This window comes from Pseudomonas sp. IPO3749 (assembly GCF_013386605.1).
Lineage (GTDB): Bacteria > Pseudomonadota > Gammaproteobacteria > Pseudomonadales > Pseudomonadaceae > Aquipseudomonas > Aquipseudomonas azotoformans_A.
This window is the reverse complement of the sequence record NZ_JACARN010000052.1, coordinates 1-25807: the sequence shown is the minus strand read 5'-3', so window position 1 is coordinate 25807 and position 25807 is coordinate 1. Positions and strand designations below refer to the sequence as shown.

The following is a 25807-nucleotide window of genomic DNA, read 5'->3' as shown; positions in this document are numbered from 1 at the left end:
CCGACCAGACCTCTGGAGAACACCTATGACTTTCTCTGCAAACGTCGCGGTTATCACCAGCGACGAACAAGCCCTTATTGTCGCCAGCGACCTGGCCGAAGACTTCCGTCGCGACAGCGCCCAGCGCGACCGCGAGCGCCGCCTGCCGCTGCCTGAGCTGGATGTATTCTCGCGCTCCGGACTGTGGGGTATCAGCGTGCCCAAGGAGTACGGTGGCGCGGGTGTGTCCAACGTCACCCTGGCCCAGGTCATTGCACTGATCGCCCAGGCGGATGCTTCCCTGGGCCAGATCCCGCAAAACCACTTTTATGCCCTGGAAGTGCTGCGCATAAACGGCAACCCGGCGCAGCAAAAACGCCTTTACGCCGAAGTCCTCGCCGGCCAACGCTTCGGCAACGCCCTGGCGGAACTGGGCACCAAGACCGCTCACGACCGCGTAACCTCCATCACCCGCGACGGTGACGGTTTCCGTATCAGCGGTCGCAAGTTCTACTCCACCGGCGCGATCTACGCCCAACGCATCCCCACGTCGGTGGTGGATGAACAGGGCGCGCAGCAACTCGCCTTTGTGCCGCGCGACAGCGAAGGCCTGAGCGTGATCGACGACTGGAGCGGCTTCGGCCAGCGCACCACCGGCAGCGGGTCGGTGGTGTTCGACAACGTGTGGGTTGCCGCGCAAGACGTGATCCCGTTCCAGAGCGCCTTTGAACGCCCCACAACCGTCGGTCCGCTGGCGCAGATCCTCCACGCCGCCATCGACACGGGCATCGCCCGCGCGGCCTTTGAAGATGCGCTGCACTTTGTGCGTACCAAGACCCGTCCATGGATCGATTCCGGCAACGACAAAGCCACCGAAGACCCACTGACCCTGAAAAGCTTCGGACGCCTGAGCATCCGCCTGCACGCCGCCGAGGCGCTGCTGGAACGCTCGGGTGAATTCCTCGACCGGGCCCAGGCCGACAGCAATGCCGAGACGGTTGCGGCCGCCTCGATTGCCGTCGCTGAAGTACGCGCCTTGAGTACCGAAATTTCCCTGGCCGCCGGCAGCACCTTGTTCGAACTCGCCGGCAGCCAGGCGACCCTGGCCGAGCACGGCCTGGATCGCCACTGGCGCAACGCCCGCGTGCACACCCTGCACGACCCGGTGCGTTGGAAGTACCACGCGGTGGGCAATTACTACCTCAACGATGAAAACCCACCGCTGCGGGGGACCATCTGATGGCTAAGAAGAAAATCCTGCTCAATGCCTTCAACATGAACTGCATCGGGCACATCAACCACGGCCTGTGGACCCATCCACGGGACACGTCCACCCAATACAAGACCATCGAGTATTGGACCGAGCTGGCCAAGACGCTGGAGCGCGGGCTGTTCGATGGTTTATTCATCGCTGATATCGTCGGCGTGTATGACGTCTATCAGAACTCGATAGACGTACCGCTCAAGGAGTCGATCCAGTTGCCGGTGAATGACCCGTTGCTGCTGGTTTCGGCCATGGCGGCCGTCACCCAGAACCTCGGCTTTGGCCTCACCGCCAACCTCACCTACGAGCCGCCGTACCTGTTCGCCCGGCGCATGTCCACGCTGGACCACCTGAGCCGTGGCCGGGTCGGCTGGAACATCGTCACCGGCTACCTCGACAGCGCCGCCAAGGCCATGGGCCTGACCGAGCAGGTCGAGCATGACCGTCGCTACGACCAGGCCGATGAATACCTGGAGGTGCTGTACAAGCTCTGGGAGGGCAGCTGGGAAGACGGCGCGGTACTCAACGATCCAAAAGCGCGGGTGTATGCGCAGCCGGGCAAGGTGCACAAGGTCGAGCACCACGGCGAGTTCTACCAGGTGGAGGGTTATCACCTGTGCGAGCCCTCGCCGCAACGTACACCAGTGCTGTTCCAGGCCGGCAGTTCGGATCGGGGATTGCTGTTCGCCGGCCGGCACGCCGAATGCGTATTCATCAGCGGGCAGAACAAGGCGGCGACCAAGGTGCAGGTGGACAAGGTGCGCGCCAGCGCCGTGGCAGCCGGGCGCAACCCGGATGACATCAAGGTGTTCATGGGCCTCAACGTGATCGTGGGCGCCACCGAAGCGCTGGCCTGGGAGAAGCACGCCGAGTACCTGAGCTATGCCAGCGCGGAAGCGGGTGTGGCGCACTTTTCGGCGTCCACCGCCATCGATTTTGCGCAATACGAACTGGACGAACCGATCCAGTACGTGAAGAGCAACGCAATCCAGTCGGCCACCAAGAACCTGCAGAACAACGACTGGACCCGGCGCAAATTGCTGGAACAGCACGCCCTGGGCGGGCGCTACATCACCCTGGTCGGCTCGCCTGAGCAGGTCGCTGACGAGCTGGAATCCTGGATCAGCGAAACCGGCCTGGATGGCTTCAACCTCACGCGCATTGTCACCCCGGAAAGCTACGTGGACTTCATCGACCTGGTGGTGCCGGAGCTGCAAAAGCGCGGGTCCTACAAGACCGCGTACGAGACCGGCACGCTGCGCGAAAAAGTCTTCCACGGCGGCGCCCGCCTGCCCGAACAACACACCGGCTCCACCTACCGCCAAACGGCTTCTCTGACTGGAAATACCCTATGAAAAAGACATTGCTCGCTCACCCAGTCAAAGCACTGGCCCTGGCTTTCGGATTGTTCAGTTCGGCGGTGTTCGCCGCCGACGCGGCGTTGAAAATCGGCACCACGGCGGCCTTTGCGATTCCCCTCGAAGCCGCCGTCGCCGAAGCCGGCAAGCAAGGCCTGAAAGTCGAACTGGTGGAATTCACCGACTGGATCGCGCCCAACGTCAGCCTCGCGGCCGGCGATATCGACGTGAACTACTTCCAGCACATCCCGTTCCTGGAAAACGCCAAGGCCGCCGCCGGTTTTGACCTGGTGCCGTACGCACCGGGGATCATTAACAACGTCGGCCTGTATTCGAAGAAGTACAAGAGCATCAACGACCTGCCCCAAGGCGCCAGCGTGGCGATTGCCAACGACCCGATCAACAGCGGTCGCGGCCTGCAACTGCTGGCCAAGGCCGGGCTGATCACTCTCAAACCGGGCGTGGGCTACAAGGCCACCGAAGAGGACATCGTTTCCAATCCGAAGAAGATCAAGATCCTGCAGGTCGAGGCCGTGCAACTGGTACGCGCCTACGACGACGCAGACCTGGTGCAGGGCTACCCGGCGTATATCCGCCTGTCCAAGACCTTCGATGCCGAATCGGCACTGCTGTTCGATGGCCTCGACCACCCGGAATACGTGATCCAGTTCGTGATCCAGCCGAAAAGCAAAACCGACCCTCGAGTGATCAAGTTCGTCGACATCTACCAACATTCGCCGGTCGTGCGCGCCGCGTTGGATAAATCCCTCGGCAAGCTCTACCAGGTCGGCTGGGAAGATAAAAAATGACCGCCGCCAACGCCCAACTGCGCGACCTGGGCCTGCCGCCCAGGGACGCCGAGCAGACCGAGCTGCATCCTGACCTGAACCACGCCCACGTGCGTTTTATCAACCTGGGCAAGACCTACGACGGCACCGTGCATGCCTTGCAAGGCATCGACCTGGCGATCCAGCGCGGTGAAGTGTTCGGCATCATCGGCCGCAGCGGCGCGGGCAAGTCGTCACTGATCCGCACCATCAACCGCCTGGAGCAACCCAGCAGCGGGCGCGTGCTGATCGATCAGGTCGACATCGGCGACTTCGATGAAGACCGTCTGGTGGAGCTGCGTCGGCGCATCGGCATGATCTTCCAGCACTTCAACCTGATGTCGGCCAAGACGGTGTGGCAGAACGTCGAGTTGCCGTTGAAAGTGGCGGGTGTGCCGAAGCTGCAACGCGAGCAGAAGGTGCGCGAGCTGCTGGAGCTGGTAGGTTTGCAGGACAAGCACAAGTCTTACCCGGCGCAGCTGTCCGGCGGGCAGAAACAGCGGGTGGGCATCGCCCGATCGCTGGTGCATGACCCGCAGATCCTGCTGTGCGACGAGGCCACGTCGGCCCTGGATCCGGAAACCACCCAGTCGATCCTCGGCCTGCTGCGTGAGATCAACAAGCGCCTGGGTTTGACCATCGTATTGATCACCCACGAGATGGCGGTGATCCGCGAAATCTGCGACCGCGTGGTGGTGCTGGAACACGGGCGCATCGTTGAGCAAGGTCCGGTGTGGCAAGTGTTCGGCAATCCGCAGCATGACGTCAGCAAAACCCTGCTGGCACCGCTGCAACACGGGCTGCCGGACGAGTTGCAGAGCCGTTTGCAAGCCACACCGGCATCCGCCGACGGCGCCGTGGTGCTGCGCTTACAGTTCACCGGCAGCGACACCGATGAGCCGGACCTGGCCGCGCTGTTCAGCGCACTCGGCGGGCGCGTGCGTTTGCTGCAGGGCGGCGTGGAACGCATCCAGGGGCATGCCCTGGGGCAACTGCTGCTGGCCGTGAGTGGATCGACCCACGACGCTAGCGAGCTGCGCAACCGCGCCGGCAACTGGGCACAACAGGCAGAGGTGCTGGGCTATGTGGTTTGATCGTTTATTGCAGGGCGCCATCGACACCTTGTTAATGGTCGGCGTGTCGTCATTGATCGCGCTGCTGGTGGGCATTCCGCTGGCGGTGTTCCTGGTGACCAGCGACAAAGGCGGTATCTATCAAGCCCCGGCGCTTAACCGCGTGCTGGGGGCGTTCGTCAATCTGTTCCGCTCGATTCCATTCCTGATCCTGATGGTGGCGTTGATCCCGTTCACCCGGCTGATCGTCGGCACCACCTATGGCGTATGGGCCGCCGTCGTGCCGCTGACCATTGCCGCCACGCCGTTTTTTGCACGGATCGCCGAAGTGAGCCTGCGCGAAGTCGATCACGGTCTGATCGAGGCTGCGCAAGCCATGGGCTGCCGTCGCTGGCACATCATCTGGCATGTGCTGCTGCCGGAAGCGCTGCCGGGGATTGTCGGCGGGTTCACCATCACGCTCGTCACCATGATCAACTCGTCGGCCATGGCCGGCGCGATTGGCGCGGGCGGCTTGGGCGACATTGCCTACCGTTATGGTTATCAGCGCTTTGATACGCAGATCATGCTGACGGTGATCGTGTTGCTGGTGATGCTGGTGGCGGTGATTCAGTTGGGCGGTGATCGCCTGGCGCGGGTCCTGAACAAGCGTTGAGGTTATGGGCACTCATCCAGTTGGGCGACGCTGGAGTGGGGGACGAAAGTCACGGTTTTTTCCTTGGCCTGCCAAGGGCGCACGATGTAACTGCCGTCCGAGTCCGCCAGGACGCGCAGCTTGATGCTGCCCTCAGGTTTTTTGGCGTCCACCAGCGTGCCGGGAACCTTGGCGCCTTCTGACCAGGTCATGACGGTACACATCCGCCCTCCCGATGCGGAGGCTTGCAGCGGCAGGCCTCCCAATTTAGCGCCTGTCACCGGGAAAAGCCCCAGTGCGATCAGAAGTCCAAGGGCAGCCAAAGACGCCAATGCGACCGGATTCTTATGATCGTTCATATACGCCACAAGACACGCCCCCAGCCCTTGAATCAGAAAGAGCACCACTATTTCGGCAAACATGACCGGGGTAAACAGCACGACGCTGTCGGAGTATTCCCCGAACGCACGCGAGACAGGCACAGTGACCATGAGAACAACCAGCATCTGAATGACGCCGGCACTGGCACTTGCGATCCAGAACTCCACGGAAAGCTCGCGCCGCGGGATGTTTGCCGGCCGGGCGCGAATGATGATGCAGGTATACGCCAATACCGTCACCGCGATCGACACTACCCAGCACACAGTCTGGAACGGCCCGCTTTCGGCGTTCGCGGACAGGTACACCGCTGACAACCAGAACACCGCCAGCACCACGAGACTGGCCGCCCAATGCATCAATAACCGACGATGCTGAGCCGTCCTCTCAGGCGATTGCCGACTGAGATTGAGCTGGTCGCTGAGCCGCGTGCCCTTAGCGTTCAGGCGCAGGAACAAGATGAACGTCGGCATCAGGATCGACGCCCCCATCATGCCGATGACAAATACCAGCATGGCGAACATCGCCGGCAATGCGGTGAATGCGGCGGCCGACAAAATACTCAGCGGCACCTTTTCCACTTGGATGTATTGGTACAGGTACAGGCCGGCTACCGACAAAATGCCCACGGTCAAAGGCCATGCGCGTTCATTGAGCCATAACAGGCCGTTACTCAAGACATTGGCGTATCGGTCCATTTTGTTTTGCTGAGTGGTTTCATCAGCCGGGGGTTGGGGTGCCTGATCCATGGGTATATGACGCCTCTTTCAGTCGGAAGCGAATGGTACCTAGAATCCTGCGGTCAGGATGTCGGAGGCTTCCACTGAATACGCACTGAATTGCCCTACACAGCGCACAAGTCTTTCAACTGAATCAGACGGTGCCCTGAGGTATAGTCCAACGATCTCAGCCTCAGTGCGCCCTGCCATGAAACTTGCTCCCGACGAACTCGACCAGATCACCTCCACCACCCTTGGCCACTACAACAAGGTGGCCGAGGGCTTCCGTCAAGGCACCCGCGATCACGATGTGAGCCAGAATATCGATGCTTTGTTGAGGCATATACAAGGCCCGCCGCCCTTTACCGTGCTGGATTTTGGCTGTGGGCCAGGACGGGACTTGCAGACCTTTACGCGCATGGGACACATCGCCGTGGGGCTGGATGGATCGGAGCGGTTTGCGCAGATGGCGCGGGAAGACAGTGGTTGCGAGGTATTGCAGCAGGATTTCCTTAAGCTGGACCTGCCTGCCGAGCGCTTCGATGGGATTTTTGCCAATGCCGTGCTGTTTCATATTCCCAAGCAGGAACTGCCGCGCGTGCTCAAGCAGTTGCAGGGGACGTTGAAGCCTGGGGGCGTGTTGTTCAGCTCCAATCCTCGGGGTGAGAACCAGGAAGGCTGGAATGGCCCACGGTATGGGTCTTATCACGACTTGGCGGCGTGGCAAACGTTGCTCACCCACGCAGGTTTTGTGGAATTGGAACACTACTACCGCCCCGCCGGGCTGCCGCGTGAGCAGCAGCCTTGGCTGGCCAGCGTGTGGCGTAAACCCTGACGGCTTTTGTGGCGAGGGAGCTTGCTCCCGCTGGGGCGCGAAGCGGCCCCAAGCTTTGGGGCTGCTACGCAGCCCAACGGGAGCAAGCTCCCTCGCCACAGGTTATTTGACCTGATATACCTGGGCTTCTTCACCCTTCAGTAGCGCCGTCACACTCCGAGCGGCATACCCTGCTTTTTCTTCATTGGAAAAATTCGCCACCAACCGAGTCCCATCGGCAAACGTGGTCTCCTGCACCCGCCGATCCGCGGTCAGCCACCGAAACCCGGTCATCTCCTGCATGGCCAAACGCTGATGCAACGGGCGGAAAAAGGCGTCCTGATGTTGGATCAATGGCAGTCGCTGCTTCAAGGTCGCAGCACTCAAGTGATACAGCGGCGGCACGTTGTAGAGCAGTTGGGTCAGCTCGTTTTCCACCCGCACATTGCTCAGCTTCAAGCTGTCGAACAACCAGTGATGGGTCGTGATCACCGAGCCATGGAACACCGCCTGATACAGCGGCAGGCGCATCGTCGGTTCGACATACACCGTGCGAAACGGCTCCTTCAATGGCACCGACTTGAAGAACACCGCCGGCTGCTCCGGCGGGAACCAGTTGCCGACGTAATAGGGCGATTGCTTGTCCTTGGTCATCGCGGGATCACCCCAGCCGATCACCGGCGTCTGCATGCCATGGGCAAACAGAATGCCCTGGGCCGTGATGGCGTTGCCGTCCTCGGAACCGGTGGGCAACTTGCGCGCGGCATTGATCCAGCGGGAGGCGTCGATATTGCCCTCCGCGTTTTGCGCCTGGGTCATCGGTGCGCTGTCGCGGTAGCTGTCGAACACCATGCTGGTGGCGTAGGCATCCAGGAACCAGGCGTTGAAGCCTGCCTGGGCTTGCACGGCCTGCACCCGCGCTTCCAGCAACGGCCGCACACAGCGCGGGTCGGTGTAGTGCCCGGACTGTTGAAAACCGGTCTTGAGCTTGCCGCCCTTCAACACAATCGCGCAGTTGCGATAGGCATTACTGCCAAGGTGGGCGGTGGTCCAATCGGGGTTTTCCGTGGCGGATAACGCGGTTTCATAGGAGTCGTAGGGCGCCATCAGGAAGCCCGCATCGACACCGGCGCGAATCGCCTCGGGGTGCCAGAGCCCGCCTTCCCAGCCTTCGCCCAGGGTCAGCAACACACGGGGCAGGCCGGCGTTGCTCAGCGATTGAATCACCGGGTTGCCCCAGGCTGCCGGGTTTTCACTGAGGGCGCCGGCAAAGTCCACGGCCAACTCGCCACGCAATTCACCGTAGCGCGCAGCGAGCCGTGTCATATCAGGCTCTGCTACCTGCCAACTCTGCCGGGCCTTCTTGCTGATCGCCGCGTTCAGCCCTCGCAGCAGCACCGTCTGCTCATAACGATTCAACGCCGTGGTCTGCGCCAGTACCTTGGCAGACTCCTTGTCCAGCAAGCCTTTGAGTTCATGCCTACGCAAGCGCTGGAGCAACAGCGGCCAATCCCGCACATCCTCCAGCGCCAACAGGTCATTGCCCCACAGGTAGACATGACTGGCGCCCAGCAACTTCTGCGCCTCGGGCGTCTGTCGCAGTTTGTCCGCCAAAGGCTCGTACCGCCCCTGCTCGACCAACCACTGGCGATAACGCTTGGCGCCGGCCAAGGGATCGCCATCGCCCAGGTGCAACCGCAACGTCATCGGAGCATCAGGGTCGAGCGAGGTGAATTCATGGGCCAAGGACAGGGCCTGGTCCGGTTGCCAACGCAGGCGATTGTTATAGGGATTGGTGAGCAACCAGTTGAGCGTAAACGCGCCGTGGTCGACACCCCACAGCGGCAGGCTGAGATCCTGGGTGGTGTTGAAGTCGCCTTGCTCCAGCAGGAACGCCTTCCAGATGGCGTTATCGGCGGGTACGTAATGCCCTTCAGCCAAAGGCCACATCACGCCTTCGCCCAACGCACTGGCCGGTTGTTGAAGAATGGGAATTTCACCCGGCGCACGCGCACGGATGGACAACGCCAGGTCGCGCTGCTCAAGGGTAGCGCTCACACGGAAGGCGCCATCATCCCATTGCCAATCGGCCTGTTGATCGCTGTGGGCAAGCTGGCTGACTGCACGCGCCGCTACGCCGTTGGAAGCTTGTATCGTCGGTTGCCCACTGGGGGTCACGCGGATCGCAAGGGTGGCCGGGTCGAGTTCGACCCGCCACAACGCGTTTTCCAGAACGGCGCCGGCAAAAACCATGGGTGACAGCAACAACGTGCAGATCAACCAACTGTGGCGCAGGAGGTGGGGCATGTTCAGCTCTGTTCGTGTTTGGGCTCGCGGATCTTGTACCAAGCCACATACAACGCGGGCAAAAACAAAAGTGTAAGCAAAGTCGCAATGATGATCCCGCCGATCATCGCGTAGGCCATTGGCCCCCAGAATACCTCACGCGCGATGGGGATCATGCCCAGGCTCGCCGCCGCTGCCGTCAGCAGGATCGGCCGGCGCCGATGCTCGGTGGCTTCCACCACCGCATCCCACGGCGTATAGCCCGCCACTTCGTACTCATGAATCTGCGTCACCAGAATCACCGAGTTGCGGATGATAATGCCGATCAGCGCCAGGATCCCCAGGATCGCCACAAAGCCCATCGGCGTGCCCGTGGGGATCAGCGCCAGCACCACGCCAATCAAACCGAGCGGCGCGACACTCGCCACCAGGAACATCTTCTGCACACTGTGCAGTTGGATCATCAGGAAGGTCGCCATGAGGAACAGCATCAACGGCACCACGCTGGCAATCGGGCCCTGGGCCTTGCCGCTTTCCTCCACGGTGCCGCCGGTGGCGACCTTGTAGCCCACCGGCAAGCCGGCGCTGAACTTATCGATCTCCGGCTTGAGCTGTTTCACCAGGTCCGTCGGCTGCATCTCATCACGCACCGACGCCTTGATGGTGATCGTCGGTTTACGGTCGCGGCGCCACACCAGCGGCTGCTCCAGCTCGTAGCGCACCGTGGCGAACGCCAGCAGCGGAATCGAGGTACCGTTGGGTGTGACGATCTGCAGGTTCTGCAAGGTTTCCGGCGTGCCGCGCTCGGCATCTTCGGCACGGCCGACCACGTTGATCAGATAGATATCGTCATGCACCTGGGTCACCGAGGCACCGCTGACCACGCTGTTCATCAACTGCGCCACGTCTTCCGACGACAGTCCCAGCTGGCGCGCCTTGTCCTGGGCGATGTCGATGCGCAGCACTTTGCCCGGCTCGTTCCAGTCGTAGATGATCTCGCCCAGGTGAGTGTTCTTGTCGAGCAAGGTCGCCAGTTCGATGGCGTGTTTGCGTACTTGATCGGTGTCTTTTCCCGACACGCGATACTGAATCGGCCTACCTACCGGCGGGCCCATTTCCAGCGGCTGCACAAAGCTGCCAATGCCGACGAAGTCATCGCGCAGGCGCTTTTGCAGGCGTGCGATCAACTCGCCGCGCTCTTCCAGGCCCTTGCTCACGATGACCAACTGCGCGTAGTAGGGGTTTTCCAGTTGCTGGTCCAGCGGCAGGTAGAAACGGATCGCGCCCTGGCCGATATAGGTGCTCCAACGCGCGATGTCCGGGTCGTCCTTGATGATCGCTTCCAGGCGGTCGACGGCCTTGCGGGTCTCGTTGATCGAGGCGTTTTGCGGCAGGTTCAGGTCAACCAGGATTTCCGGGCGGTCCGATGACGGGAAAAACTGGTTCTGCACAAACTGCATGGAGAACACCGACGCCACAAACAGCGCCACGGTGATGCCAATCGCCCACCAACGGTTACGCATTGCCCAGAGCATGCCGCCATTGAACGCCCGGCCAATTCGCCCCGGCTCGGCATCGTGGGGTTTCACCTTGGCGCTAAGGATATGCACGCCGATTACCGGCGCAAACAGCACCGCCACCACCCACGACACCAGCATCGCCACGGCAATCACCGCGAACAGGGTGAAGGTGTACTCGCCCGCCGAACTGGCGTTGAGGCCAATAGGGACAAACCCGGCGACTGTGACCAGGGTGCCGGTCAGCATCGGGAACGCCGTGGAGGTGTAAGCGTAGGTCGCCGCCTGCTCCTTGGTTTCGCCTTTTTCCAGGCGCGTGATCATCATTTCAACGGTGATCATCGCGTCGTCCACCAGCAGGCCAAGGGCGATAATCAGCGCGCCCAGGGACACCCGCTGCATGGTGATGCCGCTGTATTCCATGAACACGAACACCAACGCCAGCACCAACGGAATCGAGCATGCCACCACCAAGCCGGCGCGCATGCCCAAGCTGATGAAGCTCACCACCAACACGATAATCACCGCTTCGAACAACGCACTGGTAAAGCCGCCGACAGCCTCTTCCACCACTTCCGCCTGGTCGGACACCTTGTGCACGCCGACGCCCACCGGCAGGTCGGCGGTCAGTTCGTCCATGCGCCCGTGCAGGGCCTTGCCGAACGACTGGATATTGCCTCCCTTCTGCATGGCAATCGCCAAGCCGATGGCCGGCTTGCCGTTGAAGCGGAACATCGGTCGCGCCGGGTCCACATAGCCACGACTGATATCGGCAATGTCCGCCAGGCGATAAAAGCGGTCATTGAGGCGCAGATTCACATTGGCCAGGTCTTTCTCCGAAGCGAACTGCCCAGAAGTCCGCACCGAAATCCGCTCCGGCCCGGCCTCGATCACCCCGGCCGGAGTCACCGCATTCTGCGATTGCAGGCTCTGCACCACCTGGCGCTGGTCAATCCCCAGGGCGGCCAGTTTGCGCGTGGAGAAATTCAGGTAAATCACTTCGTCCTGCTGGCCGATCATCTCGACCTTGCCCAGCCCCGGCACCGAACGGATCTCGGCGCGCACCTGCTCCACGTAGTCACGCAGCTGGCGCATCGACAGGCCGTCGCCGGTAAAGGCATACACCGAGCCGAACACGTCACCGAACTCATCGTTGAACGACGGCCCCTGCAAACCCTGGGGGAAGGTGCCGCGGATGTCGTCGATCTTCTTGCGGACCTGGTACCAGATCTCCGGGATGGCCTTGGCGCTGGTGGTGTCCTTGAGGAACACGAACACCGTGGACTCGCCCGGCCGCGTGTAGCTTTTCACGTAGTCGAGGGAGTCGAGTTCTTCGAGTTTTTTCTCGATGCGGTCGGTGACCTGCTTGAGGGTTTCTTCCTGGGTCGCGCCTGGCCAGCGGGTCTGGATCACCATGGTCTTGATGGTGAACGAAGGGTCTTCCTCGCGGCCCAGGTTCATGTAGGAGAACACGCCCATCAGCAGCGCGACGAACATCAGGTACCAGACGAAGGACTGATGCTTGAGGGCCCAGTCGGATAAGTTGAAGCTCCCTTTCATCGCGGGCTGTCCTCGTCGATTTTGACTTTTTGCCCAGGCTTCAGGCTGTTCACGCCAGCAGTGACGATACGCTCGCCGGGTTTGACGCCGCCATTGAGCAAGGCGCTGTTGGCGTCACGGCTGATCAGGCTGATGTCGCGCGGTTGCACGGCCTGGCTTTGGGTGTCGAGCAGCCAGATGCGGGTCTTGCCGTCGATCTCCTGCAAGGCACTCAGGGGCACTTCGATGCGTGGCGCAATGGCGGTGCTCAAGGTTACGCTGATCGCTGTGCCGAGGCGGAACGCAGGGGGGGTTTCCGCCAGGGTCAGCCGCGCACGACGGGTGCGTGTGGCGCTCTGGGCCTGGGGTTCGATCTCGCGCACGATGGCGGTGGTGTTGACGCTGGGGTCCAACTGGCCGGCGACCAGGAACACCACGTCATGGGGCAGGCGCTCGGCCAGGCCGGCGGGCAGGTCGATCACCGCTTCCTTGATATCCGGGCGGGCCAGGGTCACCACCTGCTGACCGGCACTGACCACCTGGCCGGCTTCGGCATTCCACGCGGTGACAATGCCAGCGTGGTCGGTACGCAGTTCGGCGTAGTTGAGTTGGTCCTTGGCTTGGTTGACGGAAGCTTGTGCCTGGTCAAGAGAGGCCTGGGTGGTTTTAAGGTCGGTCTGGGCGATATCCAGCTGGGCCTGAGCGCCGACGCCACGGTTGAACAATTCCTGCTGACGGCGAGCATTGGCCTGGGCGTTGATGAATTGCGCCTGCACGCGAGCCAGATCGCCCTGGGCGGCGCGCAATTGGTTCTGTTGGTCAGTGGGGTCGAGGACGGCGAGCAAGGCGCCCTTCTCCACCTCGGCGCCCACATCCACAGCGCGACGAGCAATGCGGCCGGGCACACGGAAACCCAGGTTGCTTTCATAACGGGCCTGGATGGTGCCGGCGAATCGGCCGAGGTTTTCCTGGTCCTCGGCTTTCACTTCCATGGACAGCACGGGGCGCACCGGTTCGGGTGGCGGCTCTTCCTTCGAACAGGCCACCAGCAACAGGCTGGCGGCGAGCAACACCGTCAGGCGCTTCATGGCTGGGCTCCTGGCTGGGCAATCTCGACAAGCATGCCGGGGTGCAGCAATTGTCCGCCGGCCACCACGACTTTTTCGCCGCCCTTGAGACCATCGCCAATGATGACTTTGCCGGTGAGGTAACGTGCCACAGTGACTTTGTGCAGTTGCGCCTTGCCGTCGCCGTCAATCAGCCACACGGCGGGTTCGCTGAGGTCCTTGGTCAACGCGGCCCAAGGCAATTCGATGCTGGCCTTGGCCGGGCCATTGGCGGTGGCGCTGACCACCGAGCCCAATTCCATGCCTTTGGGCAACGCTTGCAGGGCGATTTTCACCTGCACGGTGCCGGTATTGGCGGCCACGGCGGGCGTAACTTCACGCACCTTGCCCACGGCCTTGATATTCGGGTTATCCAAGAGGCTGACGGTGATCGGCGCCTCCGGCGGCGGCTCCACCAACAGCGACTCATAGACGTTGAACACCGCATCGCGCTCACCATCGCGGGCCAGGCTGAAAATCGGCACGGTGGCCTGCACCACCTGGCCGACTTCGGCCTGTCGCGCAGTGATCACGCCGGGGGCTTCGGCGATCAGCGAGGTGTAGCCGAGCTGTTCGCGGGCGTTGGCCAACTGGGCCTGAGCGGCGGCCAAGGCGCTTTGGCTGCTGCGCAACGCGGCCTGGGCGGAATCGTATTCGCTGCGGCTGGTGTAGCCCTTGGGCAGGAGCTTTTCCTGGCGCACGAAGGCGGCAGCGGTCTGTTTAACCCGCGCCTGCTCGGCCACGACCTGGGCCTGGGCGGAATCGACGTTGGTCTGCAAGTCTTTGGGATCGAGCTTGGCCAGCACTTGCTTGGCACTGACACGATCACCGACGTCCACCATGCGCTGGATGATCTTGCCGCCCACGCGGAAGGACAGGTCGGTTTGCACACGGGCCTGGATATCGCCCGTCAACGTGACCGCTGCGGCAAAGTCCGCCGGCTGCACAGTCTGCACAAATACCCGAGAATGCTGCTTGGGCTCAGCCTTTTCCTCGCCACAGCCGCTTAACAGAGCCAGTAGGCCAAGTCCGAAAATAAAGGTGCAAATGCGACCGCCCATGCAGGCTCCTTGTGCGTGATGCCGACGTGCCAGTGTGTATGCGACTGTGAGCTTAGTTCAGGGTTCCTTATCTGCATGGAGGCTCCCATACTCCAATGGTTCCCAAGCCGACTGAATGCCCATGCTCAAGACCCTCGCGGTAGCCAATTACCGCTCGATCAACAAATTAGTAATGCCCCTGGACCGACTGAACCTGGTGACAGGGCCCAACGGCAGCGGCAAGTCCAACTTGTACCGCGCCCTGCGCCTGCTGGCGGAGACCGCCCAGGGTGGGGTGATCAATGCGCTGGCCCGTGAGGGTGGGTTGGATTCGACCTTCTGGGCGGGGCCCGAGACTATCAGCCGGCGCATGCACAACGGCGAGGTGCCGATTGAGTCCACCGTGCGCCAAGGCGTGAAACGCCTGCGCCTGGGGTTTGCCGGGGAGGATTTCAGCTACGCCATTTCCTTGGGGCTGCCTGAACCGAGCGAGTCGTTTTTCTCCCTCGACCCCGAGGTCAAGAAGGAATGCATCTGGGCCGGCCACCTCTACCGCCCGGCCAGCCTGCTGGTGCAGCGTTCCGGACCGATGGTGCGGGCGCGTGAGGGTCGCGCCTGGGATGTACTGGCCCAGTACACCCCGAACTACCACAGCCTGTTCGATCAGGTCGGCAACCTGCGCGGCTCACCGGAGGTGTTGCTGCTGCGCGAAAGCATCCGTGGCTGGCGCTTTTATGATCACTTTCGCAGTGATATGGACGCGCCGGTGCGTCAGCCACAACTGGGCACACGCACGCCGGTGTTGCATCACGATGGGCGCGACCTGGCGGCGGCGTTGCAGACCATCCGTGAAATCGGCGACCACGAGGCCTTGCAGCGCGCAGTCAGCGACGCATTCCCCGGCGCGCGCCTGAATATCCAACCATTGCAGGGTGGGCGCTTTGCGATTGAGTTTTATCAGGAAGGCTTGTTGCGGCCGTTATCGGCGGCGGAGCTGTCGGACGGCACCTTACGTTACCTGCTGCTGATCGCAGCGCTCCTCACACCTCGGCCACCGACCATGATGGTACTGAACGAGCCGGAAACCAGCCTGCATCCGGACCTGCTGCCGGCGTTGGCGCGCTTGATCATCCAGGCGTCCCGGCGATGCCAGGTGTGGGTGGTGTCCCATGCCAGCCGCTTGATTGCGGCGTTGCAGCAGGATGTGGGTGCAATTCGATTGTGTTGGAGAAAGTGCTGGGGGAGACCCGGATTGTGGGTCAGGGGATTTTGGATGCGCCGGCGTGGCATTGGCCGGAGTAATGCTCGTTCCCACGCAGAGCGCGGGAACGAGCAAATAGAGATCAGCCCTGCCACTTCCCGCCTTCAACAATCACACTCTCAGGCTTGGTGTCATCGCTCAGCTCTTTACGCACATATTGGTCGTACAGTTTGAGCAGGAATTTCTCCTCGCCCAACTTGGCCAACTCGGCATTCACCCAGTCACGCAGTTCGATATTGCCCTTCTTCACGGCCGGTGCGATCGGCGCTTCATCACCCAGTTTTTCTTCCAGCACACGGTAGCCCGGGTTCTGCTTGGCCCAGCTGAACAGCACCAGGTTGTCCTGGGCATAGGCATCACCACGGCCGGCGGACAACGCCTGCAGCGACTCGGAGTTTTTCTCGAACTTGAGCAGTTTCCAGTCCGGGTGGTTCTTGGTCAGCCAGATATCGGCGGTGGTGCCGGTGGTGACGATGGTGGTGCGGGTAGCCAGGTCATCCAGGCTTTTTACCGCGCTGTCGTTCGGCACCAGGGCCTGCACCGCGACTTTCAGGTTGGGGTTGGTGAATTCCACCGCTTCCTTGCGTTCCGGGGTCACGGTCATGTTGGCGAGGATCAGGTCGACCTTGTCGCTTTGCAGGAACGGAATGCGGCTGGCGGGCTCGACAGCAACGAACTCGACCTTGTTTTCATCGCCCAACAGGTCCTTGGCGAATTGGCGGCCGATGTCGGTATCGAAGCCGACGTAACGGCCAGCTTCGTTGACGAAACCAAACGGCGGTTTGTCGGTGAATACGCCGACGATCAGCTTGTCGCGAGCCTTGATCTTGTCGATGTAACTGACAGCGGCAGGTTTTACAGGCTCTTCGGCCTTTTTATCGCAGCCGACCAGTAAAGCGACGGCAAACAGTGGCAGCAGTAACTTTTTCATATCAGCGCAAGTTCCTTAGGTTTTTTGGGCAGTGTTGAAACAAAGGAGAACTTCTCCAGGAACTGCTGCGCGCGTGCGGTTTGCGGGTTCGTAAAGAATGCCTCGGGGGTGTTGTGTTCGAGGATGCGACCGGCTTCCATAAACACCACGCGGTCGGCGACGGCGCGGGCGAAGGCCATTTCGTGGGTAACAATCAGCAGGGTCATGCCATCGCGGGCCAGGCCCTGGATCACTTCCAGCACTTCCTTGACCATTTCCGGGTCGAGGGCGGCGGTGACCTCATCAAAGAGCATGACCTGGGGGTTCATGCACAGTGAACGGACGATAGCGATGCGTTGCTGCTGGCCGCCGGAGAGCTGGCGCGGGAAGGCGTCGCGCTTGTCGGCCAGGCCCACGCGTTCCAGCAGCTTCTCGGCCTGTTCGCGGGCTTCGCGCGGGTCGCGCTTTTGCACTTTCAACGGGCCGAGCAGGATGTTGTCGAGCACGCTCATGTGCGGGAACAGGTGGTAGCTCTGGAACACCATACCGATGTCCTGGCGCACTTGGCGCCAATCGGTTTGCTTGCCCAGCAGCTCGTTGCCGGCAAACCGCAGGCTGCCGCTGTGGGCCACTTCCAGGCCGTTGAGGCAACGCAGCAAGGTGCTTTTGCCGCAACCGCTGGGGCCGAGGATCACCACCACTTCGCCGCTTTGCACGCTCAAGTCGATGCCCTTGAGCACCTGCGCCTCGCCGAAAAACTTGTTGAAACCCTGGAACTCGATCAATGCGCTCATGCTTGGGCCCAGCGCCGTTCCAGCACCTTGGAGGCGGCCGACAACGGGTAGCAGATAAAGAAGAAAAACAGGAACAGCACGCCGTAGATCAATACCGACTCATAGGTGCGTTCGATGATTTGCTGGCCAACCTTGATCACGTCGACCACGCCGATCAGCACCGCCAGGGAACTGGTCTTGATGATGCGCGTGTAGACGTTGATGGTCGGCGGCGTCATGCGTTTCAGGGCCTGGGGCAGCAACACATAGCCGTAGAGTTGCGGGTCCGAGAGGCCAATCGACAACCCCGCTTCACGTTGCCCGCGTGGCAGCGAATGCAAGGCGCCACGCACCACTTCGCCGACTTCACTGGCGCCCCACAGCGACAGCACCAGCACAGCGCACCAGAAGCTTGGAATGCTCAGGCCGAAGAAAATCGGCAGGCCGAAAAACAGCAGGTACAGCCACACCAGCACCGGGATCGCGCGGAACAGCTCCAGATATACCCGCAGCACTGCGTTGAGCAGCCGGTTGTTCAAGGTGCGCAGCACGCCGTACAACACGCCGCCGACAGTGCTGAAGGCGATGCTCAAGAATGAAATCGACAAGGTTTGCGCAGCGCCCTTGCCCAATTGCGGCAACGACACCCACAACAACTCAAGACCCGAACTGGCCATGCTGGAGCCTCCTTTCCAGGCGGCTGAGCAACAGCGACAGCGGCAAGAACAGCAACACGCAGATCAGCGTCAGCACGGCGAGCATTTCGTAGGTTTTGTAGTAGAGGGCGATGTAGCTCTTGGTGGTGTAGAGAATCTCCGGCACCGCCACGGCAGAGACCACGGTGGTCTCCTTGAGCAGGAAGATGAAATTGGCAAACAACGCCGGCAGGCTAAGGATACCGGCCTGGGGCAGGATCACATGGCGCAACAGCTGCCAGTCGGACAGGCCAATGGACTTGCCCGACTCGATCTGCGCCAGCGGCACCGCTTCCACACCGGCACGCAGCACTTCGGTGAGGTAGGCGCCGCCGAGGAACGTCATGGTGATGATCGCCGCCCAAAACCCGGAAATATTGAAGCCCAGGGCCGGCAGCGCGAAGTACACGAAGAACAGCTGGATCAGCAGTGGCGTATTACGCGCCAGCTCCACATAGAGCGCCACCAGGCGCGACAGGTACGGCGTGCGGAACACCAGCAGCGCCGCGTTGATCAGCGCCACCAGCAACGAGGTGGCAATGGCGATCAGGCCCACTTGCAACGTCACGCCCACGGCTTTGAGGAAAGCCGGCAGGGTGCTGAGGATAAAAGCGAAATCGAAGGTCATTTCCAGTCCATGACGCCGCAAGGGTAATGCAGCGAGCGCAATCCGATCCGGTGTGGGTAACGCCGGGTAGCGCGAACTTTAAAGGTATAAAAAAGAAAATTTAAATACCCAAATAGCATATTGATATCACCCAAAAAGATAACCGCCGGGTTCGCGGGTTTGGCGGGTGGCAGCTATGGTTGGGGGGTCTGAGATTCGAGGGATTGAACCATGCAGGAAGTGAAACCGATGGATCCGCAAGAACTGGTGAAGTGGTTGATGGCGTTGCGCAGGGCGATCAATAGTCAGGCGCTGTAAAAAACAACAGCCTCACCGTGGTGAGGCTTTTTCTCATAGGCTCAACCTTGGGTGGAAGGCTGCCGATCAGCACCTCCCGCCATGGCTTTGGTGGCGCTGTTTTGCTGTTCTTCGGTCTCAAAGTTGACGTAGTTGTCCGGGAACTTGAAGTGGGAATCCACCAGGCCCCAGTACTCTTTATTCTGTGGCTTTGCCATGTCCCAGATACGTTCAGCAGAGGAGGCGGCGTCGTTACGGATCAGGTCCGGTCGTCCTTTGGCTTCTTGTATCACCCTGTCAACATGCCCACGTAGTGCATTGGGCCCGGTGGTTTCGATGGTACTTTTATTCGGACGGCTGAAGTAACGATCGCCGGCGTATTCATTGCCGTTCATCGAACGGTATTTGTCCCCGATGTCATCAATCAGGCTCTTCAGCATCGCGCTCTGGGAGTGGCTGGAGAACAGCGCGTTGGCAAAATAGGGGGTGGCGTTGCCACTTGCCTCACTCTTGCCTGCAGCCATGCCGACCAGCATCAGGTCTGGGTGGGCATTTAAGGCGCCGTCAAGCGGGCGCACGCTTTCCAGGTCAATATCCGTGTAGGTGCCGCCATAGTGATTGACGATTTCATATCGGGCGACGTCGGAAGCTGCGGCGTAACCGCCGTTGCGGCCCATGATTTCATGCTGATACACGTCCTTGTTTTGCAGGCGTATGTCGGCAGGATTGCTCAAGTCACGTATCTGCACGTTCTTCAGATCGCTGAAACGCTCCTGTAAAGCCGCCAGGGTCGTCGTGTCACGGGGAGGGTTACTGGCGTAGCGGTCCCAGGACTTTGTCGTCTGGTCAAGAATGGTGGCTTCTGCTTGATGAAACTTGTCATCGGTACGTGAAGCGTGACGCTCAAAAGCACTGAGCACTTGAGAGGCGTTCTGGGGCGTAACTTTTCCACCCTCTGGCAGCAATGCTTCCTTCAATGCTTTGTTACCTGAAGACAAAAGTTCTTTATTAAGTTCTCCAATAACTTGCTTCTGCTCGATTTGATTGCGAGGCCATTGCAGCGGGTTATTAATTGCTGTCTTAAGCTGACTGAACAACCCTCGAACGGGTCTTTCTGACTGGTAGTTTGGGTAAACACTTTCGGCTTTTGCCTGAGCCGATTTATTAGTTGCGTAAGCATCAAACTGAGTAGAGTCAACCCATAACATAATTTTATGGTTCGGGTTCATGGTGGCCCACTGGCGTAAATAAGTATCTTGGTTCGAACCCGGTTTGGAGCCCACCCAGACCATGTGGATATTATTGGGGACTGGCTTGAACTGATCTTCGGGGTATTTTGCTTCAAATCCTGCAGCAGATGGCGAATGAGTAGCGTCATTCACATGGCCAGCCATAGGGGTTCGTACATCGTAAGGAGAAATGGATTTCATCATAATGACACTGGCTTCCAAAAGTTGGTAAAACTCACGGGCGCCTCCATGCGATGACTCTTACAACACGCGCAAGCTTGGCCCTACTAAACCAACTAAGCAAAACCTAAAATGTAAGGCAATTTAAAAACACGCTCAGACACAATCAATCAGACCCGCCAATGAACTAAACGGTGGCCTTCGACCAATAACTCATTTAACGCCTTCAATCTTAGTTCTCTATTTATCAAAAAACCGGAATAAAAAAACGCCGACGCGATGCAAGCCGTCGGCGTTCAAACCTTGAAGGGGGTTTTGAGTTACATCAGAACGCAGGCACGACCGCGCCGTTGTACTTCTTCTCGATGAAGGCTTTGACTTCCGGGCTGGTCAGGGCCTTGGACAGTTTCTGGATCGCGTCGCTGTCCTTGTTGTCCGGGCGAGCCACCAGGAAGTTCACGTACGGCGACTTGGCGTCTTCGATGATCAGCGCGTCTTTGGCTGGGTTCAGGCCCGCTTCCAGCGCGTAGTTGGTGTTGATGACGTCAAGGTCAACCTGGTCCAGCACGCGTGGCAGCAGCGCCGATTCCAGCTCCTTGAACTTCAGGTTTTTCGGGTTGCTGGCAATGTCTTTCGGCGTGGACAGGGCATTGGTCGGGTCTTTCAGCGTGATCAGGCCGTTCTTTTGCAGCAGCAACAGGGCACGGCCGCTGTTGGAGCCTTCGTTCGGGATGGCCACAGTGGCGCCATCCTTGAGTTCAGAGATGTTCTTGATCTTTTTCGAGTAGCCGCCGATGGGTTCAACGTGCACACCGACCACGGTCACCAGGTTGGTGCCCTTGCCCTTGTTGAAGTTTTCCAGATACGGCAGGGTCTGGAAGTAGTTGGCGTCCAGGCGCTTTTCGGCCACCTGCGTGTTGGGTTGAACGTAGTCGGTGAAGACTTTGATCTGCAGGTCCACGCCTTCTTTGGCCAGGGTCGGCTTGATCAGCTCGAGGATCTCGGCGTGGGGGATCGGGGTCGCGGCAACCACCAGTTTTTCGTTGGCTTGAGCGAAGCTTGCAGTCAGGGCAGCCGCCAGTGCGGTAAACAACAGAACCTTTTTCATGCAGTGTCCTTATCGGAATTGCGGGGCGTCTCTGACGACCGTATTTTATGTGGTGTGCCAGCGAAGTGCTATCGCGGCGTGGAAGGGACAATACCTAGATTTTTTATTCCCGAACAATATCTTTTATTCACGTTGATATTCCATTTTGCTCATGTAGGAATTTAAGCAGGGTTTCCTGCTCGGCGGGGCTGGCGCTGTTGAAAATCCGCCGCACCTGCTCCAACGGTGACCCTGCGACCGGCAGGTTCAAATGCTCGGGCAAAATCTCATCGCCGCTGCTCACCAGCAACGCAAAGTGAATGACGTTTTCCAGCTCACGGGTATTGCCCGGCCAGCTGTGGAGTTCCAGCACCCGCTGGGCGGCATCGCTGATCAGCGGCACCGGCAGGTCCAGACGCTGGCTGTAGATACCCAGGAAGTACTCGGCCAGGGACAGAATGTCACCCACGCGCTCACGCAGTGCGGGCAAGTCCAGCCGCCCTTCGCTCAAGTAATGGAACAAGCGCTCGTGGAACTTGCCGGCTGCCACAGCCTGGGCCAAGTCGATGCTGGTGGCGGCGACCAGGCGCACATCCACCGGGCTGGGCTGATGGGCGCCGACGCGGGTGACTTCGTGGTTTTCCAGGGCGGCCAGCAGTTTTACCTGGATTGGCAGCGGCAAATCGCCGATCTCATCCAGGTACAACGTGCCGCCATTCGCCGAACCGAACCAACCGGCCCGGCTGCTGGCGGCACCACTATGGCTGCCAGCGGCGTAGCCGAACAATTCGGCATCGGCGTAGGTCGGGCTGATGGCACCGCAATTGACCGAGACAAACAAACCGGTACGGTCGCTGCCACGGTGAATGTGGCGCGCCAGCAGCTCCTTGCCGCTGCCGGTTTCGCCGCGAATCAACACGGGCAAGGCGCGTGGTGCGAGGCTTTCGAGGTCTTCGCGCAATTGGCGCGAACGGGGGTCGACAAACACCAGCGCCTTGGCGCGAATGCTCAACGGGCTTTTTTCGGCATCGGGGAAGGTCAGCAACGGCTGGCCGTAGGTTTCATGCAGACTCATGGCAGGCTCCCGCCCCCAATCCGCTTAAGGGACGGGGCGTTGAAAAGTGTTCAGGCAGTGCGCCGGGCGTGATGCTCAAGGCGGCTTTGCAGGCGGTACAGGTAAGCAAACCCCTGCTCCCAGCGTTGGTGACCGGACTTCACATTGATATGCCCGGCACCGGACAGAATCCCGGCTTCGGCGCCCCAGTGACGGGCCAGCTCAAGGGCCCGAGGCGCGCTGACGGCACTGTCGTTGTCGGAGCTGACCACCTGGCTCGGAAACGGCAGCAGGTCGGTGGGGATCGGCGCGAAATTACGCAAGGCGGGAGCACAGGCAGGACGCTCGACATCGGCCGGTGCCACCAGCAAGGCGCCGCGTACCTGGCGCAGGAACTGCACCGGCGCGGTGGCCGCCCAATGCGCCACGGTGATGCAGCCCAGGCTGTGGGCGATCAGGATCACCGGCGTGCTGTCGGCGGCGATGGCCTCGGCCAGCGCGGCGACCCAGTCTTCGCGACGTGGCGTCAGCCAGTCATCTTGCTCCACGCGGGCGCTGTTGGGCAGGCTGTTCTGCCAGTGACTTTGCCAATGATCTTCTGGCGATCCTTGCCAGCCCGGCACGATCAGATAACGAATCGACTCGCTGTGCATGGGTGTGCCCTCCTGCAGCGTTTAACGTTGCTGAACAGTATAGGGACGGGGGTTATATTCGTTAAGGAATAAGAAGCTATTTATTAATAACCAAAATCACAAAAGGATTTTACGCAAAAAAAAGGCCGCACCCTGCCAAGGAGACGGCCAAAAAATTGTCGAGGCTTTTGCAATTAACGTGCGGTAATCACCGACAGCTTGGTAATCCCCGCGCGCTCGATAGACGCCATGGCTCGCGCCACTTCGCCGTAGTTCACGCCATCGTCAGCCTGCAGTTGCACCCGCACATCGGGGTCCTTGGCCTTGGCCGCCTGCAGGTTGAACTCCAGCAGGTCCGGCTGGATTTCGTCCTTGTTGATAAACAGTTTGCCGGCGCCATCGATACTCACCACAAGCGGGTCTTTCTGCTCCACCGGCGCGACCGCCTCGGTCTTGGGCAGGTTGATCGGGATCGCGTTGGTCAAGAGCGGCGCGGTGACGATAAACACCACCAGCAGCACCAGCATCACGTCCACCAACGGCGTCACGTTGATCTCGCTCAGCACCTCATCGCTGTCTTGCGTGGAAAAGGCCATCTCAGGACGCCTCCTTCACTTTCTGCGGGTTGCCGGCAGCGGTTTTGTTCAGGGCCGGGTGCAGCAACACGCGGAAGGAGTTCTTCTGGGCCAGGCTGTAGAAGTCGTGGGCAAAGTCGTCCAGGTCGGCAGCGGTCAGCTTCAGACGACGCAGGAAATAGTTGTAGACCAGCACCGCCGGCACCGCGACGGCGATACCCACACCGGTCGCGACCAGTGCCGCACCGATCGGGCCGGCCACGGTTTCGAGACTGGCGGAGCCCGCAGCGCTGATGCCCTTGAGCGCTTCCATGATGCCCCACACGGTGCCGAACAGGCCGATGAACGGCGAGGTGCTGCCGATACTGGCGACCACGGCCAGGCCGGTTTCCAGGGAGCGGCGTTCACGCACGATCTGTTGGCGCAGGGCCCGCTCGAGGCGGTCCTGGTGGTTGATCGCCTGGCTCAGGTCGGCCGCGTGCGGGGTTTCGCCCACCTGGATCGCGGCGTAACCAGCCTGGGCCACCCGAGCAGCGGCGCCCGGCTGGGTTTCCGCCAGCTCGGCGGCCGAGTCGAGACTCGACGCCGCCCAGAACTGTTTGTGGAACTTGCGATCCTGCGCCTTGAGGCGACCGAACTGCACGCCCTTGAGCAGGGCCAGGCCCCAGGTGGCGACCGAAAAAACCACCAGCAGCCAGATCACCGCGCTTTCGATGGATTCAAGTGGAGATGCTAATGCCATGATGTTTTCCCTCTGTGCAGGTCGCGGCGTGTGCAACACACCGCAGCCGAATAGTTAGTGAATCTTGAAATCGATCGGTACGCTGACCCAGCCGTTCTGGGCCACATCGCCCTGCTTGGCCGGTACAAAGCTCCAGCGCTTCACCGCTGCCAGCGCGGCGTCGTCGAGTTGCTGGCGACCGCTGCTTTTCTGGATCTGGATCTCACCCGGCTTGCCACTGGCCAGTACCTGCACCCTGAGCAACACCGTGCCTTCCCAACCGCGCCGCTGAGCCAGTGACGGGTACTCCGGCGCCGGGTTCTTCAGGTACGCGGCGTTGGCCGAAGCGGGTGTAACCGGGGCCGGCGCCGGTGGTGCTGGCGGCGCAGGTGGTGCCGGTGTCGGTGGCGCGGGCGGCTGCTCGACAGGTTTCGGCGCGGGCTTGGGCTCAGGCTTTGGAACCGGCTTGGGCTTGGGTTTTGGAATCGGTTTTGGTGGCGCCGGCTTGGCGGCCAATTCATCCACGACCGGCGGCGGTGGCTCGACCACAGGCGGTGGTGGTGGCGGCGGCACGGGCGGTGGCGGTTCCACCACGGGAGGTGCGGGTTGGGAAAACTCGATCGTCATCGGCGGAATTTCCGGCGGCACGATCGGCAGCACCGGCGTCGGCTTCTGGCTTACCCAGTAGATCACCGCACCGTGCAGGGCCAGTACCAGCAAACCCAGCAGGATCCCTTCGCGACGGCTGGAGAAACGCTTCGGCGTTTTCTGCGTGCGCAACTGCCCCAACGGCGCGCGGTGCGGCCGGCCAAGGTCGACCAACTCACCACCCGGTGCCTGGCGCCATTGCGCCTCGTGCGCACTGGCGGCGGTCTGGACATTGCCCATTGATTCACTCCCTACGGTTTTGAAACAAAAAAACCGACAGGCCTGCGTGGAAGGCCGTCGAGGGTTGAATCATCGGGGCCAGACGCTTATCTCTTAAAGTAATCTTTAAAGTTATACATAGATCTAAATTGAATAAATGAAATACTTGGAAACGGCAAAGCCCCGGCCTACGGGGGCTGGCGCAAAGGCGTTGTTTTTGAATGCCTTTCAGGCATAAGAAATATTCAGTAAAGGCATTGATCAGGCAGGGCTGTTTGCACACAAATCAAGTAGTTGACGTTGTAGGCTTTGCCCAGCCGCACCCAAGCCACTGCGGCCATACAACGCCAGACGCACGCCTTGCACCCTGGGCACGCCGCTGTCC

General features: G+C 60.7%; 22 protein-coding genes and 2 pseudogenes. 7 read left to right on the top strand and 17 right to left on the bottom strand.

Features of this window, described 5'->3' with window-relative positions; translation table 11 throughout:
• The first annotated feature begins 25 nt into the window (after window positions 1-25).
• From HX812_RS20555 to HX812_RS20535, 5 genes are read left to right on the top strand one after another with little or no spacing between them, the layout of a single operon-like run.
• Window positions 26-1219: an SfnB family sulfur acquisition oxidoreductase gene (locus HX812_RS20555; protein ID WP_038843597.1), complete on the top strand. Its 1194-nt coding sequence runs from the start codon at window positions 26-28 to the stop codon at window positions 1217-1219.
• A complete protein-coding gene (locus HX812_RS20550) occupies window positions 1219-2598 on the top strand; it encodes an LLM class flavin-dependent oxidoreductase (RefSeq protein WP_038843596.1) in 1380 nt (459 codons plus the stop codon). Before HX812_RS20555 ends, HX812_RS20550 begins: the two co-directional genes overlap by 1 nt.
• The gene (locus HX812_RS20545; protein WP_038843594.1) at window positions 2595-3410 is read left to right on the top strand and encodes a MetQ/NlpA family ABC transporter substrate-binding protein; all 816 of its coding nucleotides are present in this window, start codon (window positions 2595-2597) and stop codon (window positions 3408-3410) included. Before HX812_RS20550 ends, HX812_RS20545 begins: the two co-directional genes overlap by 4 nt.
• Window positions 3407-4522 (top strand): methionine ABC transporter ATP-binding protein, encoded by a 1116-nt coding sequence (locus tag HX812_RS20540; protein ID WP_038843593.1) that lies wholly within the window; start codon window positions 3407-3409, stop codon window positions 4520-4522. Before HX812_RS20545 ends, HX812_RS20540 begins: the two co-directional genes overlap by 4 nt.
• Window positions 4512-5156 (top strand): methionine ABC transporter permease, encoded by a 645-nt coding sequence (locus HX812_RS20535; protein ID WP_038843591.1) that lies wholly within the window; start codon window positions 4512-4514, stop codon window positions 5154-5156. The genes HX812_RS20540 and HX812_RS20535 overlap by 11 nt, the downstream gene beginning before the upstream one ends.
• A 2-nt stretch (window positions 5157-5158) precedes the next feature.
• Here HX812_RS20535 and HX812_RS20530 read toward each other — a convergent pair whose 3' ends face one another.
• Window positions 5159-6262, bottom strand: coding sequence for a hypothetical protein (locus HX812_RS20530; RefSeq protein ID WP_038843589.1), 1104 nt, complete (start codon window positions 6260-6262; stop codon window positions 5159-5161).
• Window positions 6263-6440: 178 nt separating this feature from the next.
• Between HX812_RS20530 and HX812_RS20525 the strand changes: the two genes are divergently transcribed.
• Window positions 6441-7067: a bifunctional 2-polyprenyl-6-hydroxyphenol methylase/3-demethylubiquinol 3-O-methyltransferase UbiG gene (locus tag HX812_RS20525; protein WP_038843588.1), complete on the top strand. Its 627-nt coding sequence runs from the start codon at window positions 6441-6443 to the stop codon at window positions 7065-7067.
• 102 nt (window positions 7068-7169) lie between these two features.
• Here HX812_RS20525 and HX812_RS20520 read toward each other — a convergent pair whose 3' ends face one another.
• The 4 genes from HX812_RS20520 to HX812_RS20505 are packed head-to-tail and all read right to left on the bottom strand — an operon-like array spanning window position 7170 to window position 14555.
• On the bottom strand, window positions 7170-9353 hold the full coding sequence (locus HX812_RS20520) for a glycoside hydrolase (RefSeq protein ID WP_038850332.1): 2184 nt from the start codon (window positions 9351-9353) through the stop codon (window positions 7170-7172).
• Between the two features lie 2 nt (window positions 9354-9355).
• Window positions 9356-12409 (bottom strand): efflux RND transporter permease subunit, encoded by a 3054-nt coding sequence (locus HX812_RS20515; RefSeq protein ID WP_038850331.1) that lies wholly within the window; start codon window positions 12407-12409, stop codon window positions 9356-9358.
• A complete protein-coding gene (locus HX812_RS20510; protein ID WP_038850330.1) occupies window positions 12406-13476 on the bottom strand; it encodes an efflux RND transporter periplasmic adaptor subunit in 1071 nt (356 codons plus the stop codon). The genes HX812_RS20515 and HX812_RS20510 overlap by 4 nt, the downstream gene beginning before the upstream one ends.
• Complete coding sequence (locus tag HX812_RS20505) at window positions 13473-14555, bottom strand: efflux RND transporter periplasmic adaptor subunit (protein WP_038850329.1); 1083 nt, start codon at window positions 14553-14555, stop codon at window positions 13473-13475. The genes HX812_RS20510 and HX812_RS20505 overlap by 4 nt, the downstream gene beginning before the upstream one ends.
• A gap of 121 nt (window positions 14556-14676) precedes the next feature.
• Here HX812_RS20505 and HX812_RS20500 point away from each other — a divergent pair.
• Window positions 14677-15836, top strand: a pseudogene (locus HX812_RS20500) (AAA family ATPase).
• A gap of 41 nt (window positions 15837-15877) precedes the next feature.
• On the opposite strand, the gene HX812_RS20495 reads toward HX812_RS20500, so the two are convergent.
• The 12 genes and pseudogenes from HX812_RS20495 to HX812_RS32125 all read right to left on the bottom strand — a co-directional run.
• Window positions 15878-16726: a transporter substrate-binding domain-containing protein gene (locus HX812_RS20495; protein ID WP_038850328.1), complete on the bottom strand. Its 849-nt coding sequence runs from the start codon at window positions 16724-16726 to the stop codon at window positions 15878-15880.
• Complete coding sequence (locus HX812_RS20490; protein ID WP_038850327.1) at window positions 16723-17499, bottom strand: amino acid ABC transporter ATP-binding protein; 777 nt, start codon at window positions 17497-17499, stop codon at window positions 16723-16725. The genes HX812_RS20495 and HX812_RS20490 overlap by 4 nt, the downstream gene beginning before the upstream one ends.
• A complete protein-coding gene (locus HX812_RS20485; RefSeq protein ID WP_038850326.1) occupies window positions 17496-18155 on the bottom strand; it encodes an amino acid ABC transporter permease in 660 nt (219 codons plus the stop codon). The genes HX812_RS20490 and HX812_RS20485 overlap by 4 nt, the downstream gene beginning before the upstream one ends.
• A complete protein-coding gene (locus HX812_RS20480; RefSeq protein WP_003187615.1) occupies window positions 18136-18801 on the bottom strand; it encodes an amino acid ABC transporter permease in 666 nt (221 codons plus the stop codon). The genes HX812_RS20485 and HX812_RS20480 overlap by 20 nt, the downstream gene beginning before the upstream one ends.
• Before the next feature lie 338 nt (window positions 18802-19139).
• On the bottom strand, window positions 19140-20510 hold the full coding sequence (locus tag HX812_RS20475) for a TcdA/TcdB catalytic glycosyltransferase domain-containing protein (RefSeq protein WP_080642451.1): 1371 nt from the start codon (window positions 20508-20510) through the stop codon (window positions 19140-19142).
• Window positions 20511-20811: 301 nt separating this feature from the next.
• Window positions 20812-21594: a MetQ/NlpA family ABC transporter substrate-binding protein gene (locus HX812_RS20470; protein WP_033898862.1), complete on the bottom strand. Its 783-nt coding sequence runs from the start codon at window positions 21592-21594 to the stop codon at window positions 20812-20814.
• A 127-nt stretch (window positions 21595-21721) separates the two neighbouring features.
• A complete protein-coding gene (locus HX812_RS20465; protein WP_038850324.1) occupies window positions 21722-22648 on the bottom strand; it encodes a sigma 54-interacting transcriptional regulator in 927 nt (308 codons plus the stop codon).
• Window positions 22649-22698: 50 nt separating this feature from the next.
• Window positions 22699-23280 carry an alpha/beta hydrolase gene (locus HX812_RS20460; RefSeq protein WP_038850323.1) on the bottom strand — a complete coding sequence of 194 codons (582 nt, stop codon included), beginning with the start codon at window positions 23278-23280 and terminating at the stop codon, window positions 22699-22701.
• 173 nt (window positions 23281-23453) lie between these two features.
• On the bottom strand, window positions 23454-23855 hold the full coding sequence (locus tag HX812_RS20455; protein WP_010565408.1) for a biopolymer transporter ExbD: 402 nt from the start codon (window positions 23853-23855) through the stop codon (window positions 23454-23456).
• Window position 23856: 1 nt separating this feature from the next.
• Window positions 23857-24579 (bottom strand): MotA/TolQ/ExbB proton channel family protein, encoded by a 723-nt coding sequence (locus tag HX812_RS20450; protein ID WP_105698363.1) that lies wholly within the window; start codon window positions 24577-24579, stop codon window positions 23857-23859.
• A gap of 51 nt (window positions 24580-24630) precedes the next feature.
• Window positions 24631-25443: an energy transducer TonB gene (locus HX812_RS20445; RefSeq protein ID WP_038850321.1), complete on the bottom strand. Its 813-nt coding sequence runs from the start codon at window positions 25441-25443 to the stop codon at window positions 24631-24633.
• 240 nt (window positions 25444-25683) lie between these two features.
• Window positions 25684-25807: pseudogene (locus HX812_RS32125) on the bottom strand (LysR family transcriptional regulator); the annotation flags it as partial.